1 protein-coding gene is annotated in these 18,654 nt (G+C 44.8%); it reads left to right on the top strand.

All coding sequences use genetic code 11. The features are described from left to right. Positions 1-153: 153 nt before the first annotated feature. Positions 154-18,372: an MBG domain-containing protein gene (locus QOS07_RS07960; RefSeq protein ID WP_283588436.1), complete on the top strand. Its 18,219-nt coding sequence runs from the start codon at positions 154-156 to the stop codon at positions 18,370-18,372. The last annotated feature ends 282 nt before the right edge of the window (positions 18,373-18,654 follow it).

Genomic DNA, 18,654 nt, shown 5'->3' with positions numbered 1-18,654 from the left:
GCTCCATCAACCAATAATCAATTGGTCAGTATTATTTATTTGAGTCCAGTGGCTAACTTATTCTTGAAATTTAGGTTGGATAAATTTATACGAAATATGTGATACACTAAAACTGAGATAATTATATATTTTATGAGCTTAGGAGGAACGGATATGGTTTCGAAAAACAATCATCAATTCTACCAACAAAAGCATGCTGAAAGGAAGCAACGTTGGGGACTACGGAAGTTATCTGTAGGAGTAGCATCAGTATTGTTGGGGACAACTTTTATGCTACATAGCAACCATGCGGTATCAGCCGATACGGTGCCAACTACTACACCTACTGATGCTACTGTCCAAACGGATAGCAATGTAGCAGACCATCAAAGTTCTGAAGTACCATCGCGGACTACAGCTGATAAAGAAGAAACGGTAGCAACCACAACTAATGCTGAAGAAAAAGTAGTGGCAACAAATACCCAAGATACTACGCAAGATAAAGACAAGCAGACAAATGCGAATGAAACTACGCAAGATACTACCAATGTCGACAAAAAAGATCCTGAAGTAAAGCCGGCTAACGACGCAACAATACCAAAGACAACCCCCAAGTTTACAGTACTGGCTGCACGACTAGAAGCCTCGACTAGCTTACCGATGTCAAACCAAGACATTAAGCTGGATTCCCAGCCCATGTTAACGGAGATAATTAATAAGCCCAAGGATAACTGGGTATACAATAACATGAGGTGGTATAATAATGATTCTTCAACAGCAAAAGTAAAGGAAATCTTGCAAAACCACACTACCAACGATGAGAGCGGGAGATACTACTTTGCCGGTGTTGCTAACTATAATGAACCTTCACATGTTATCTATTTGTTGGCCCGCTCAAATAATTTGAATGATAATAATTTATATGTAACAATTTTGCATACTGTATCTAAAAATATACAAGAAGAAGTGGTAGCACCTGGTGAATCAAAGAAGGTTGAGTATAGTACAACTACTCATGCTCCAATTTTTACTAATTATGATGGGACTAGTGTTTCAATTGATCTTGATGGGATCGAAAAAGGCGATGATATATATGGCATGGTGGTTGGTTTTGCATATGGTCAAAATACCGGAATTTCTGGAGATCCAGCTTCAATGGGAAATGGCTTTATGACGACTCCAATGCCAACGAAAACGACAACTACGATTCATTATATTGATCAAGCAACGGGAGACGAACTTGCAGTGCCAAAATCTTTTGAAGGTGTTGCTTATCAGAAATACACAATTACCGGAGAGGCACCAACTATTGATGGATATACATTGAAACAATCGCCAAAGACTACAGGATATATCTCCCCATATAATGATGGTATTGTTTACTATTATGCAAAGGATGGTAGTGAAGATAAGTCTGAAGTTAGAGTTCATTATATCGATGTAACTGGGAATAAAAGTTCTATTTTTGTGCCGGGAGATGGGAAAGAAGTAGCAACAGATAAGATTAGTGGTAAATTGGGAGAAAATTATAATTATAATGTCAATTTACCAACGGACTATAATTTGGCGACCAATCAAGCAAATACTGTAAATGGAACATATACTATTGATCATCACGATGAATATGTGTATGTAGTCAAAAAGACTTCAGCAGAGAAGCTGGATCCAACGGTTAAAGCCAAGACCAAGGTTGATGATCCAACGAAGCTGACTGATGACGAAAAGAAAGAAGTCGAAGACAACATTCGTGCTAACAACCCTGGCTTACCAAAAGAAACCAAGATTGAGGTGGGTGACAATGGAGATACCAAAATTACCTACCCAGACAAGTCAGTCGACACAATCTCAGGTGATAAGCTGGTTGAAGGCAAGAGCGATGCCGACAAGAATGAACTAAAGGTTCCTAGTGACAAGGTGAAGGTCGATGACCCGAACAAGTTAACGGAAGACGAAAAGTCGGAAGTAGTTAAAGCCATTAAAGACGCCAACAAGGATGAGAATGGCAAGTCGACGCTGCCAGAAGGTAGCAAGGTCACGGTCGGTGACAACGGTGACGTAACGGTCACCTACCCAGACGGCTCGAAGGACACGATCCCAGGCGATAGGGTCGTTGAAGGTAAGGGTACGGAAGGCCAAACGGATTCGGTGACGGTTTATGCTACGGATGGCACAACTTCATTAACTTTTAACAAGCCTAATGGTGGGGTGATCGGGCAAACTTGGGATTCCGCAAATGGCAAGGATAACAATTGTGAGTTGATTCTCCACCTTTCAGGAGCTAAAGCCGGCAGTAAAATTGTAATTACGATCCCAGGAGCGGATACTTTTACAATTTCTGGTACTATTTCTAACACCCCTGTTGGAGCTGACACTCCCATTTCAATTGATAGTCAATATGGGACAGTAACGACTGTTCAACAAAACTATACTTATACAATTACCGTTAATATTACCAATACGGTTAACGGAACTCTGAATTTACCAATTTATCTTAGACATGTCCCTAACGGTTATAAATTAATGCCGATTCCTCTGCACGATCCAATGGGTGATACGACTAAGACAATTACCTGGATGGAAAGTGTAAATAATGGTCCTGTTCAAACGCAGGATAATACTGGCTTGACTTTTATTTCTCGCCAAATGCCAAGCTGGAATCCTGGTCAAAATGTAACGGATACCTCTAACTACAATGGCAAGCAGTTCATTAACAATTCACAAATCACCTACAGTTACGCGGTCAATGAGGACGACGGTGTAGTAGCAAGTGAGGATGGTAAGCCAAACTACCCTGCAGCTCAGGTGAACAGTGCTGTTAACTTTGGTACAACGATCACTATCCCAATGCCGAAAGGCTTTGTCTTGGATCAGGATGCGACTAATCAGCTGATCGCTGGTTGGTATGATGATAAATTACCTGATAATCCTGTGACGATTATTCAGGATGGTAACGGCAATGTGGTCATTACTGTTCCCAAGGGTCAAGGCTTCCAAAATTATAATAATAAGCCAGCCTATCAATTTGTCGGCCACTACGAAAATATTACGCAACAGGACAAGTCTTTCACCTTATACGGCGGTAATATCACTATTGAACAGCAGCTTAATGGTACGACGAAGTACTTTAAATCCACATCTAAAGTTTCCGATACCTTCTATGGTAAAAATGATAATATTCAAATCTCTAACGTTTCTGATTGGATAAATGCCCCCTGGAAAACCAAGTATGGTAATGACTTTATTCCATATTGGACGGACCAGCATGATCAGGTCATTGCCTATGCCGGCTTTGATAATGGCTTTGTGACTAGTCTAAACAACTCAACGATTACATTCACTATTCCAGACGGGTTGGTCGTTCACGGCCTTCGGGTACCAAAAGTTGCTGGAATTAGTTCCTACAACTATACCTATACGCTTGATGACGGCTCCACCCATAGCGGGACAGTGACTGCTGGTGAAGAAATCACTATTAATGATAAGAACCGGACGATCACCAGTATTGACTTAAATGCTCTAACAATTCCTGTCCAAACCGAGACAACGACGGCTAAGGATGCGACTGACAAGAATCGGTACGATGACGCCGAGCAACGGTATGTTTCCCAAGACAATACGGGAGCATTTGAGTTCATTGGCCACCTGGGAGCAACGAAGCGCGATGGTAAGACTAAGCTCACAATGGGTGAGATTTTATCTTTGAATATGCGGTTGCGGGTTCCTGTGAATGATGGGTATAAAGATTTTTGGCAAACGACAAAAGTTGAGGCGGTAACTTCTGCGGATACTGCCTCAGTCATTGGCCAATGTTTTGGCGCTTATTCCAGTAATAGTTTATCTCTGGGCCTGCACATGATGGGCGGTTATACTCTAGAGGATTTGGAGGCCACCAGTTACTACATTAAAGATCCGGTGTTCTACGTCATCTTGCCGAAGGGCTTTGCCTATGGCGGCATTATGAGCACTAGCACGAATCCAAGCACCCCGAAGGTATCGTTATCTAATGATAGTCAAGGTAACACGATTGTTAAACTGGATTACACGGGTCAGCAATTTGATGTTCGGAAGATTGTCTATTTGAAGTTAAACACGATGCCAGACATAACCAATGGTACTAAGATCATTAGTGCCTTTGTCTACTCGCCGACTACTGCCTTGTCGCCTGAATTTGACCATCCATATTCAGTACCAGCTGCTGAAAAGTCTTGGTTTGCGGCTGACCAACAAAATGAACATTTGTATAATATTGGTAATTTCAACTCCATTGATATCACGAAAGCTGTTTCGGACTTGCATACCACCAGCTGGGCGCAGGGAAACCAAGATTTAGATATGAGTTCTAGTCAAGGAAATGCCAAAGCTGATGGCAAGCAGAACATGTCATTTACGGTTTGGATTAATAATGATTCAACCTATAATGTTACTAATGCTAAGACTATCATCAACCTGCCAACGAAGACTACAGACGGTAAAGGCTTTGACTTCCATTTGACCGGTCCGGTTGACTATACGGGTAATACTAAAGTTGTGATCAAGTACGCAACGCAGGCCTTCAACCTTAGCAAGAACAGTACACAGGCCGGTTACGTGCCAGACACAACGAATTTTGTTGATGCTGACCAAGTTAGTGACTGGTCGAAGGTCAAGTCGATTTTAGTCGAAGTACCAAGCTTGGTAAGTGGGGCTGTTATTGACCGAATTAACATTAACGGTGTTGATTCTAACTTACTGTACGATGGTGGCCAGACCGGCTACTTAGGCACAGGCTTATACATGGCGGGGTTCATGCCTTCCGTTAAGCAACAGGCAGCCCAGATTAAGATTGCGCCAGCAGAAAAGAAGCACGTCAGCTACCAATTTGTTGACGACGACAATAAAGGTGCCGATGTTGGTAATCCAGTAGTTGTTTTGGGTGAGCCAGGTAGTACTCAGTCGGTTAGCTTAACCGTTCCAACTGGCTATCAACTAGCTAGCGGGCAAACTTTGCCAACTTCAGTAACGATTGGTACGGATAACCAGACGGTCGATATTCATCTGGTACATACCGTATCGACGGCGACGCTGAGTGGTAGTAATCAATCGACTTACACTGGTTCAGCAATTACTGTTGATAATCTTAATGGCGGTACGATCAAGGTCAATGTTCAGGGGGTAAACTCTGGTCAATACACCTTAAAGGTTGGGGATGTTGAATTCTCATCTGACAACGGTAAGACTTGGTCCAAGACTATGCCAACCAATGCTGGAGATTACCAGATTCGTTTGACTGATCAAGGACGTCAAGCAATCGAAAAGCAGTATGGCGGCAATGGTATTAACTGGGTCGATGCAAACAGCAATTCGACGATCACTGGGATTGCTACTTACACCATTGATAAGGCCAAGGCAACCGCAACGATTGGTGGCAGTATTACCCGTAAATACAACGGTCAAGCGGTCAACGGGACGACTGTCTATGGTCAGATCACTTGGACTGGTAAGGACACGAGCAACAATCAAGACTTCACGCTGAAGCACGATATTTCGGCTAGTGATTACTCCTGGTACACCATGGGTAAAGATGGTCAATACGTCAAGTTTGATAGCAAACCAACCAACGCTGGAACCTACTACCTGATCTTGAATAAGGATTACATCAACAAACTTGATCAAGCTAACCCGAACTATGACATTACCAAAGTTGATGGTGCATTTACCTACATCATCAATAAGGCAACCGCAACCCTTAATCTAGCTGGTAGCCAAGATGCAAACTACAACGGCCAATCAATCGCCATTAATTACGGTAACTTCCCATTGTCAATCAAGACGAGCAACGACTTAACGCTTACTCTGCCAAGTGGGAAGAGCCTTAATGCCGGGGATGTTGAAATTACCGACGCTAACGGCAACAAGGTAACTGCCCCAACGGCAATTGGAACTTACACAATTAAGTTGACCCAGGCGGGCTTGCAGAAGTTTGAGTCCCAGACTGACAACTATGCTTGGGCGAGTGACGGTTCTGCTACGCTGACGATTACTAGAAACGATCATGTGTCAGTAACGCTGACCAACAATGCGGATGGCGCCGAAATCGTTGTTTACACTGGGAAGACCGCGGCAATCGATCCAAGCAAGTTCACGGTAACGCTGGGCAACGGCCTCACTTACCAGCTTAAAGCTGGCGACCTGCAGTTCGTTGACCAAACGGCGGGCGCTAACACCAATGTCGGCACTTACCAGGTTGAACTGAGCCAGCAAGGGAAAGATAACATCGCAGCCCTCGAAGCCGCCAACTACGGCTATGACTTTAGCAAGGCTGGCAATGGTACCGTTACGGTCACTAAAGCCACGCCAACGGTTACACTGAATGGCGATGCTGAAAAGACCTACGATGGCACGTCGATTGCTGACTATGTACCGACGATCACGATCAAAGCACCGGGCACAAACTCGGTAACCCTGACCACTGGCGACTTTGAATGGGTCAAGGATGGCCACATCTACACGACGGCGCCGAGTGATGCCGGGACTTATACTGCTGAATTAACTGAACAAGGTCTTAACAAACTTAAGGCAGTTAATGCTACCAACCTTGATTGGTCCAAGATCACTTCAGTAATGGGCGGTACTTACAAGATTGATAAGGCGAAGGTAAATGCGACCCTTAGTGGCAATTCTGAAACTAAGACACCGTCACTCAATGCGGGTGACTACACTCTCGATCTGACAGTGGGTGGCAAGCAACAAACGATCACATTAACTAACGACGATCTTGTTTTGAGTCAAAATGGCCAAGCAGTTAATCGGCTGACCAAAGCCGAAACTTATGACGTTAAATTTAGTCAGAAGTTTATGAAGTACCTTAACAGCACGTATCCATCAGGAAATTACGATGTTAATACGAGTTCAAAAGCAATCTTTACCTTGGATAACAGTAGCCAAACCATCAATTATGTTGATGCAAATGGCAAGGTAATTGGCTCGACGAATGTCGGTGGCGATGCCATTGAGGGCACAACGGTTCCATTTGATTCACAAGATCATGTCCCAGCTGGCTGGGTAATAACCAACCCGAGTGCAGCACCAACGGAGGTTACCCTCGAAAACGGCACGACGACCATTGCAATTCAGCACGGCACGATTACCGTCCGGCCGGGTGAAAAGGCGCCAACCGGGAAAGTACCTGGCGATCCAAGCAAGACTTATGCAAAGATGGATGATCTGACCAAGACACCAACGCGGACTATCATTGTCGCTATACCAGGTGAGACCACGCCGCGGACGATTCCCCAAAGCGTTACCTTTGAGCGGAGTGCAACCTATGATACCGTTACTGGTAAAGCAACATACAGTGATTGGACGCAGACTGGTGACACCAAGAGCTGGGCTAAAGTTGACCCAACACTTAAGGGCTACACGACTATCATTGATAACCAGCCTGGAACAACTATCCCAGCAGTCACCGATATTACTGAGCAAACGGTAAACGTTACTATCAATGTCACCTACGTCAAGAATGCCGCCACGATCACTATTTCAGGTCCGGCGCAGTCCAAGACCTATGACGGGCAAGCAGCCGAAATCACTGATGAAATTGCTAACAAGATTAGCCACCAAATTAGTGGTGATTCGCGGCTAACGTTGCCTGATGGTTCACAGGTCACCCTCACCAAGGACGACTTCTCCTTTGCAGGGCCAGAAGGTAACATCCTGACGGGTAACCCATCAAGTGTTGGCACCTACCACATCGTGCTTAATAAGAATGGCTTATACAAGATTGAAGGTTTGGATTCGAACTTCACTTGGTCCTATGATCCACAGACTTCGTACGTTGTTTACACGATCAATTCCGCCCAAGCCGGTTCCGTAGCCTTCAATGCTAGTGCAACTAAGACCTATGACGGCTCCAATGTCTTGAACGGTGCTAGTTTCACTACCCAACCATCAATCGTCATTAAGGGCGCAGACGGTAAGCCGCTCGCTGGGACGAAGAGTTACACCTTCCAGAGTGGCGACTTTGAATTCGTCGATTCAAAGGGTAATGTAACTCTGGCAACCATCGATTCTGCTGGACAAATTACTGGGCCAACGAATGCTGGTACTTACACTATTCAGTTGACCCAAGCTGGTCTGAACCGGATTGAAGCGGCCAACCCGAATGTCGACTTTTCTAACGTCAAATTAGCTGATATCGGCACTGGCACCTTGACCATTAATCAGTACGCGCCGACGCTTAATCTAGCTGGTAACGGCAAGAAGACTTATGACGGTCAAACCGTAACTTCCGCCGAATTAATCAAGAGTGATAAATACAACAACATCACCATTACGTTCACAGTACCAAAGCAGGGCGGCGGCACGACAACGGTTACCTACATCTTCAACCCAGAAATGGATTACACCGGTGACTATGATTGGTACGATAATGGAGCCCAGATTGCGGCGCCAAAGAATGCCGGAACGTACACCATTCAGCTGAAGGCTGATCAAGTTAAAAACATCTTCAACGACCTGCTCAGCAAAGACGCTAACTACAGCTACTTGAAGGGTAATATTAACACTGATAAGTTACGGGTTTCTGGCAAGGCAACCTACACCATTAATAAGAAGCCACTGACTGTTTACTTAACTGGTAACGGTGGAATGACTTACAACGGTAGCGGTGCTACTATGCCGTTGCAAGACTTGCTTAAGAATTTGACTGCTGAAGGCCTGGTTGGTAAGGAAACACTAGGCACGTTTACCTTTGACGACGCGGACTTCCAGTGGTACGTCAAGAACGCTGACGGCACTTACTCCGTCTTTAATGGCAAGGACGCGCAAGGTCACTCAGTACAAACGCCAATCAACGTCGGTACTTACTACATCGGGATTTTGCCAGAGACGTCCACTAATAGTGGTATCGACACCTTGAAGCGTGATAATAGCAACTATGACGTCACCATTGATTACAGCAAGTACTACCAGTTCGATATCAAGAAGGCTCAAGGGACGGCGACATTAAGTGGTAACCAGACTGACACTTATAACGGTCAAGCGCACACCATTAACGGTTACACTCTGACGGTTTCCGGAACTGGTATCCAGGATGGTCAAACGGTCACCCTGAACGCTGGCGACCTCGAGTTCAATGTTAAGGGCCAATGGACGACGAACGTTCCGGTCAATGCCGGAAACTATCAAGTCCGTCTCAACGCTGCCAAGTTGGCGGAATTAGAGAAGAATTACCCGAACCTGGCATGGGACAACGACCACGTCACTAATAGTGCTTTAGACTACATCGTAAATCCAACTCAAGTCACGGTCTCCTTTACGAGTGGACCATCACACAGTACTTACAATGGCTCTGCGCTAAACATTGAGTACACCAAGGACTTCTTCCAAGGCCGCTTTGCGATGAACGGTGTTGTAGCTGGCCAAACTCTCAACTTCCCGAAAATCAATAGTGGTTTCTTCGAGTGGGTTGATGCTAGTGGCAATGTCATGACGAGTGTTCCAATAAATGCTGGTACCTATACATTGAAGGTTAAGGACTTAAACGAATTAAATGATTTGAATCCAAACTATCAGCTTGTCTTTAGCAAAGATACTAACGGGAATGATCAAAACGGCTGGACCTGGGTAATTGACAAGGCTACTGCCAGAATTAACTTCACGAGTGGTAGTCAAACTACCCCATGGACAGGCAAAGCAACGGTCCTCGATCCTAATAACTTCGCTGTGACAATTACAACTGATAATGGGCAGGCATTGACTTCTGATGCTTTGACGGTAGACGACTTCCAATTCTACAACCAGGCTGGTCAAGCAATTGACATACCGACTGAAGTAGGCAACTACACCATCAAGTTAAATGCTACTGGTTTAGCCAAGATCAAAAAGGATACCGCTAACTACGTCTGGACTAACATTGCAAGTGGTAACTACGAAATCACTAAGGCTGCGGCTACGATTAAGCTGGATGGTAACAGCTCAATGACCTATAACGGCCAAGCTGCTAGTTTCCCAGTTAATGCTGATGGCAGTCTCAACGGTTATACAGTAACCTTGAGTAATGGTCAGACTTATACTCTTAAACCAGGCGACCTTAGATTTTCTACAATGGTTACCGGCGCAGATGGCAAATCTTACTTAGAAGTTACTAATGCTCCGGTTAATGCCGGCACTTATGATGTAACTTTGTCAGATAATGGTCTTGCTAATATTAATAAGGTTGACGGTAGTCACTACCAATACACGCTAGATTCAAGTACCGCAACGTTTACCATTAATAAGGCTGACGCTACGATTGCGATAAATGGTAGTGGTAAGCACACCTATGATGGTCAAGCCGCGAAGACGAGTGAGGGTAATTACACTATTCAATTACCTGGCCAATCAACAACTACTAACGTTGCCGCTGATGATCTGGTCTTTGTCGATGCTAATGGTAAGGTGATCACTGCGCCAACTGATGCCGGGACGTATACAATTGCCCTGAGTGATGCTTACAAGCAAAGCCTGCAAGGTACTTATGGCAACAACTACAACTTGAACTACACTAACGGTACATTCACGGTTGCTCCGAAAGTGGTTGACTTGATTTTGAATGGTACCGCATCGCAGTTTTATGATGGGCAACCGGCTAAGATTACTGATGTTTCTGGCTTGACCCTAACATGGGGTGACCACACAACAATTACTGCGCCTGGTGGTGTTAAGTTTACCCTGACACCGGATGACCTGGAGGTTGTTGATGGACAAGGTAATGTTCCAACTAAGGCTAATGAGGCTGACCAAGCAACGAATCCATACTACATTAAGCTGAAGGACGCTGTTCTTGCAGGATTGAATAGCCAAAACAAGAACTACACCTTCAAGATCGGCGATACCTACGCTCGTTACACGATTTTTGCTAAGGAATCTAATGTAAAGTTAACGGGTAAGCAGTTTGTCAACTACGGCGATAATCCAATGCCAGCAATTAATATTCAGGATGGCAACTTTAAACTAACTTGGACTGATGCTAGTGGTAATATTACATTAACGGCGGATGACTTAACAGTTGAAGTCCCTGATGGTGTAAGTAAGGATAAGTATGGCTTACCAACCAAGGCAGGACAATACGTTGTTAAATTGAAGCAGAGTGTAATCGAGAAGCTTAATGCAGAAAACCCTAATTACCACCTGTCTAACGATCCAAACACCAACGCTTGGTACGTTGTAAAACACCGCCAAGTTTCGTTCACGATCAATGGCACACCAAGCTCTACCTATAATGGTCAGGCCGCCCAGATTAAAGACGGCAATTACTCCATTAGCTTTGGACCAGTTTCTGGCAACCAAAATAGCGGTGTTCTTTCTGACGATCAATCTGCGTTTAATGGTATTAAGTGGGACGCCGGCGACTTTGAATTCGTCAACGGTGCGCCAACTAATGCCGGAACTTACCAGGTTCGTTTGAGGAAGACAGGTTTACAAAAGCTTAGTGAGTTTGCGCAAGGCGCTACTGGTAGCAACTACGACTTCAGTTCTGTAGCAACTATTGAGAATGGTCAAATTACGGCAAGCTCGGTTACTGCTAACTACACCATTAATAAGAATCAATTGGATATTAGTCTGACTAATAAGAATGGCCAAGTGCCAAGTTCAATTATTGGTGACTACAACTTGAACGCTGATGACTACACGTTAACGATTACGCCTAAGAATACTACAGTCTATGATAAATATGGTAAGCCACTGAGCTTTACCTATAAGCTTCAAAATAATGATGTGTTCTATGTAAAAGGACTCCCATCAAATGTTGGTACTTACTCAGTACAGTTAACCGCGGAAGCATTGCAAAAGATTGAGCAGCAATTTGGTACAGACAACTTTGACTACAATCCATCTACAAGTGCTAGTCGTGAGATTACGCAAGGTAATGCTGTGATTACGGTCTCCGGTGGTCAAACTGTATACTACAATGGGAAATCAGCAGTCTTACGTCATAAAAAGTATCAGGTAACTGTTTCAACAGACTTCTTTAGCACTGGCGTATCGCTAAACAAGGGCGATATGGCTAAGATGGTCTTCTACATCAAGAATGCTGACGGTAGTTATACTGAATTAACAGATGAGTCGGGGAAGTCAGTTAAGCCAACTAACGCTGGTACTTACTACGTTGGATTGAATTCTGACATGGTTAAGATGCTTGAAGACGCTACGGGTAACGAAGGCCAAAACTACAAGTGGACTTTCAAATATGCTCCTTACGTTATCAAGTCAGTAAATAGAACAGCAATTGGCAACTTTAGCAATAATAGTAACTACAATGGTCAGGCAATTGCGCTACAGACAATTACCGTTACTACTAAATACCCTGGTGCTACTAATACTACGTACACCCTGCAAAATGGCGATTACGAATACGTCAAAGATGGTCAAGTGGTAGCAAGCCCAACTGACGCCGGAACTTACACGATTCGGTTAACTACTGCGGGTGAAAACCACATCAAGCAACTGGGTAATGTAGAAGGCGCCGAAGAAAATAATGTGAACTGGACTATTCAATTCACTGGCTCATACACAATTAACCAAGTTCGGATGACGGTCACTGTCAATGGGACCCAAAACGAGACCTATGATGGCACTGCTAAGACGATTAATATCGGTGGTAAGAATGGGATCAACGTTACCCTCAGTGATGACGGCCTAACCGTGCCAACGATTCCGACGACCGGCGAAAATGCCTTGACGGCTGCTGACTTCACGATCAAGGATGCTGCTGGCAATATCGTTACTAATCCAACCAATGCTGGTCACTACAAGGTTTACCTCAATGCTACTGGTTTAGCGAAGTTGGGTAAGTTATCACCGAACTTCACGGTGCCGGCTAGTTTGGACCAAGCTGGGGATCTGAACATTGCTCGCAAAGAAGTCAGTGTCACGGAAGACTCAGCTTGGAAGACGTTCGATGCCCAATCGGCAGCCCTGACTGATGATCAGTTTGCTCATTACAAGGACGCCATTATTAATGCAGGCAAAGATGCTGGCATTAAAGACGGATACAGTGTTGATGGCTTAACCATCGACGGAATCGACTGGTGGTTCGATGATACTGTTGACTACGGTACACAGGGTAGTATGAAGAATCCAATCAAGGATATCGGGATCTACAACCTGCGGCTCAATGCCAAGGGTCAACGGGAACTTGATGTTGCTAACCCGAACTATAAGATCAAGGTCGGCGACTTCCAGTACCACATTTATCCTGAAGTTGTCCATATTGAACTTAGTGGGAACCAGGATGCCAACTGGGATAACCAGCCAGTACCAGTAAATCCAACGAACTTTGTACCGACGTTTGTCGTTTACGGTGGTCCAAATGGTAAAAATCCTGGACCAGATGATAAACCACTTAAGAACCCGGTTCGTGACGATGGTCAACCATTGACCTTGCCAGCTGGCGTTCAATTGGAGCCTGGCGACTACGAATTTGTTGACGTTCATGGCAAGGTTATCAAGAACTTTACCCGGGCTGACGGTACAACTTCTACCAATCCGTTCAAGGTTGGCACGTACTATGTTCGCCTGACGGAAGCTGGCTGGATGAAGTTAGCAATTCTATCAACGGATAATGTTAAGTACCAATACAATGGCAGCACTGGGACATTGAACATCAACTCGATCACGCCGCAGTTTAAGCTCAATGGTCAAAACTGGAAGACCTATGATGGTCAACCGGTCAGCTACAAGGAATTGACTTCTGTTGATCCAACTACTAAGCAGCCATTGGTCACTGTAAGCATCACTTCTAATGAGCATACAATTACCTTCCCATTGAACGATGGTGATTATGTCTGGTCGGCTAATGGTCAAGCTTTGACTAGCGCGCCAACCAATGTTGGGACTTACACCATTACCTTGAATAAGGATAAGGTAATGAAGAGTTTGCAGAACTTTATTAGTTCAAACTCAGATTACCAAGGTGCCATGAATATCCTGGCAGACAATATCGGTGGTAGTGCCCTCTTCGAGATTAAGGCGCTCCAGATTGCCAACATTACAGCTGATCCTTCAAGTGGCTCCAAGACCTACGATGGCACGGCTGCTCAAATTGATTTGTCTACTTTGGCAAAAAGTATTAAGGCAACAACAGGCAGTGGTAAAAATGAAAAAGTTTGGTCACTCAATACTTCTAACTTAACCTTGGTTAAGGACTACACCGTTACCGATGCAAAGGGCAATGTCGTTACTGACTTCCCAATTAATGCGGGGACTTATACTTTTAAGCTCAATGATCAAGGAATTAAAGACCTGGCGGCAGCCAACACGAACTTCACGATTCCTAGTGAAATCAATGGTTACAGCTACATCTTCACTATTAATCCGGTTGAAGCCAAGGCGGTGTTAAGCGGTCAGGCCGCAAAGACTTACGATGGTAACCAAGTGACGACTGCCGAAATCAACGCGGGGACTAGCACGGTTACCGTATCAATTAATGCCAACAAGACTGTCACCTACGTATTGCAGGATGGCGATTATATTTGGTACGTCAAGAATGCAGATGGCAGCTGGACGAAACTTGATAAGGCACCAATCGATGCAGGCACTTACAAGGTTGAGCCTAACAATGATGCGGTTTTGGCTCACTTAAGAGAGAAGATTGCGGACGATCCTGAATGGACCGTTGGTGATATTCACAATGTGTTCCTGAACGATAGTGACTTGAGTGGTTCGGCGGAATTCACGATCAAAAAGAAGCCGGTTACACTGATTATTTCTGATAACCAGACTTCAACCGCGGACCCAATAGTAACGGTTAACCCGCAAAAGATCACCGTTAGTGGGAATGGCATCACGATCAGCAATTTGAAAGCTGATGACTTCCAACTTCAAGATATAGATGGCAACGTTGTGAAGGATCCAAAGTTAGCAGGAAAGTATATTGTTGCTTTAACACCTGCTGCTCAAGCGGCTATTCAGAATGGGTACGCCAACTATCAATTTAGCTTTATGGGTACTGGTTTGCTGGATGTCCAAGCGAAGTTGACGATTAACTTTGTCGATACTGATGAGGGCAATAAGGTAATTCAAACCTCTACCAAGAGTGGAGATGTGGGCACTCCACTGTCGCTGTCGCTGACGTTACCTGCTGGTTACCAGTTGGCTGATGGGCAGACTTTGCCAACGTCATATCAATTCACTGATGCGCTGACTCAAACGCTCAATATCAACTTGAAGCACGCCACGCAAAGTGTTGAAGATAGCAAGACGGTTACCCGGACGATTAATTACACTGATCCAACGACTGGTGAAGTGAAGACATTAACCACGCAACCCGTTACGTTGACTCGCACGGGTAGCACGGATTTGGTAACCCATAAGACTACTTGGCAGGACTGGACTACTGGTAATTGGGCTGCCATTTCAGCTAATGATATTCCAACATTTGCCGGCTACACACCAAGTCAGACAAGTGTGGCTGCCGAAACAGTAACTGGTCAGACGAGTAACTCAACTGTCAACATCACCTACACGGCCAACGACCAAAGCACGCACATTATCTATCAAGATGCTAAAGGTAATACCGTCAAGACTGATACGGTAAGTGGTAAGACTGATCAAACTGTTGATACCAATTCCAGCTTGCCAACTGGGTGGAAGATTGCTGAGACTTCAAAGGTTAAGACAATTCCGTCAACGATTACCTTCAAGGGTGTATCCACTCCAGACACGGTAATTGTCGTCGATCATGTCATGACACCGGTTGATCACACTAAGCCAGTGGCCCCAGGTACGAAGACGGTTACTGGCAAGGTAATTGATGGTGCTCACGAGGCTGATCTGAATAAGACGATTACCCGGACGATCAACATTACTAATCCACACACGGGATTGAGTACTCAAACTCAGACTGTCAAGTTATTCCGTGACGCCACTTATGATGACGTTACTGGTGAGGTCGCATACGATGACTGGTCAACCGATATCTGGAAGGCATTTACGCCAACTGCAATTCCTGGCTACACTGTGGAAACTGTTCCGATGGAAACGGTAACGGCAGATATGTCGAATAAGACTGTCAACGTTGCCTACACAGCTGATAAGCAGACTGTCATGATCAAATTTGTCGATGATAATGAAAACGGCAAGCAAGTCGGGGAGCTTATTCCTAAACAAGGGGTAACTGATCAAACCATTACGGACTTTAGCAACGTGAAGGTTCCGGAATACTATCAATTAGCAAAGAATAGTTCATTGCCAACTAGCTACACGTTTACCGCGGCTAAGGATCAGACAATTACGATTTACCTTGTTCACGCGACGAAGACTGTTGACGGCAAGGATCCAGCAACGATCCCGAGTGGTGTCGACAAGAATCAACTGATTCACACGGTAACGCGGACGATCACGGATCACGTTCCTGGTCAAAAACCGCTCATCACTAAGCAGACCGCGACGATCACGCGGCGTGCCACTTATGATGAAGTAACTGGCAAGCTGAGTAACTTTAGTGACTGGACGACGGCAGAATTGCCAGGTTACCCTGCTAAGGGTGCGGCTGGCTACACACCGAGTCAAAGTGAATTGCCTGCAGAAGCAGTAAATTCAACAACTGAGGATAGTTCTGTTGATATCACCTACACGGCCGGTGAACAGACCGTCACGATCAAGTTTGTCGATGACAACAATGGTGGCCAACCAGTTACCAGCGTTACGAAGGCTGGCCAGACTGGTGAAACCATCAACCAGCTTGGCTTAACGATGCCGATCCACTACGAATTAGCGAAGGGCCAGACACTGCCAACCAGCTACACATTCACGGCGGACAAGGATCAGGCAATTACGATTCACCTCATCCACGCGACGAAGACTGTCGATGGCAATAAGCCGGACACGATTCTGAGTGACGTTGATAAGAAGCAATTGATTCACACGGTAACGCGGACGATCACGGATTACGTTCCTGGTCAAGAACCGCTCATCACTAAGCAGTCCGCTACGATTACGCGGCGTGCCACTTATGATGAAGTAACTGGCAAGCTGAGTAACTTTAGTGACTGGACGACGGCAGAATTGCCAGGTTACACCGCTAAGGGCGCAGCTGGTTACACCGCCAGTGAAACTGATGTTCCAGCGGAAACGGTAACTTCAGATACCAAGGATGAGGTAATCAGCATTACCTACACTGCCAACACCCAAACTGGTAAGATTTCCTACCAGGATCAAAACGGTAAGGAGATTGACTCAACGTCACTTTCCGGTAAGACCGGAGAAACGGTAACTGTAACGCCACAAATTCCGGCTGGTTGGAAGATTGTTGCTGGTCAGAATATTCCAACGACGGTTATTGCAACCGCCGGTGGAATTCCAACTGTTGTCGTTAAGATCGAACACGCTACGACGTCAGTAGATCACAAAGATCCACTTCAGCCGGGTGCCAAGACACCAACTGGCAAGGTGATCGACGGTGCTCACGAAGCTGATTTGAACCAGACGATCACCCGGACGATCAACGTCACAACGCCGGATGGAAAGATAACGACCACTAAGCAGGTCGCCAACCTTTACCGTGACGCCACTTATGATAATGTCACTGGTGAAGTTACATATGGCCAGTGGAGTACCGGCAGGTGGAATGAATTTGATGATGTTCCAGCGATTGATGACTATACTCCAAACCAGAGTAAAGTCTCCGCTCATAAGGTGACTGCAGATGATATCGATACAACTATTAATATCACCTACACTCAAAACACCCATTCAACAACAATTAATTACGTTGATGAAAATGGTAAGATTGTGAAGACTGATAAAGTTTTTGGCCATACTGGTGACAAGATTAATATCAATGTTCCAAGTGGATATCACATTGATGGCGGAAATGTACCAAGTTGGGTCATCGATCGAAATCAACCTGTTAGAACAGTTTATGTGGTCACGAATAAACACGACACTGATAACCCAGAAGTAGTAACGAAGCCCGTTCTTAACATCATTAAGTACGTTGACGAAAACGGTAATGTGGTTAAGACGGAAACTGTCACTGGCAAGTTAGGTGATCAGATTACACTGACCATTCCTGCCGGTTACCACTTCAAGGATGGAGAAACACCAAACCTTGTTATCACAGAGAGTGGTGTTCAAATTGTTAATGTCGTTAAGGATCGTCAGGTAACCCCTGGAAATCCAACAATTAACGATCATGACAAGAAGAACGGTAACAACTCTGCTGTTGATAACAATGGTGCATCTCAAGACAATAATGGAAAGAAAGTTTCAACTTCTTCAACGGGTCAATCCAATAATGCTAATAACCACAAGCAAAGTCAGTTACCACAAACAGGTAACGAATCACGAAATGGCTTTAGCGCTGCTGGTTTGGCATTAGCTAGTTTGACTAGCCTAATTGGTCTTGCAGGATTCAAGAAGAAGCGTGACTAGCAGAATTACATGTTAGTTTGCTTTCCTAAATAAGAAGGACTCAAGAAGTCGAACTATTCGGCTCCTTGGGTCCTTTTTCGTGTTGGTAATATTAACTTAATCTGAAAAATGTTAATCAAGCCTAAATTTCAAGAATAAGTTAGCCACTAAGCTGAAATAAATAGCACTGACCAATTAATTATTGGTTGATGAGAACGTGACATCTCTGTAAGCACACCATAACGACACGTATTGAAAAAGGCGGTCGTGATCCTCAAGCTTGGATCACGATCGCCCTACTTA

The organism is Limosilactobacillus viscerum (assembly GCF_947387525.1).
GTDB lineage: Bacteria > Bacillota > Bacilli > Lactobacillales > Lactobacillaceae > Limosilactobacillus > Limosilactobacillus viscerum.
Note: the sequence above shows the minus strand (reverse complement) of the source record. Positions and strands in the feature narration are given on the sequence as shown.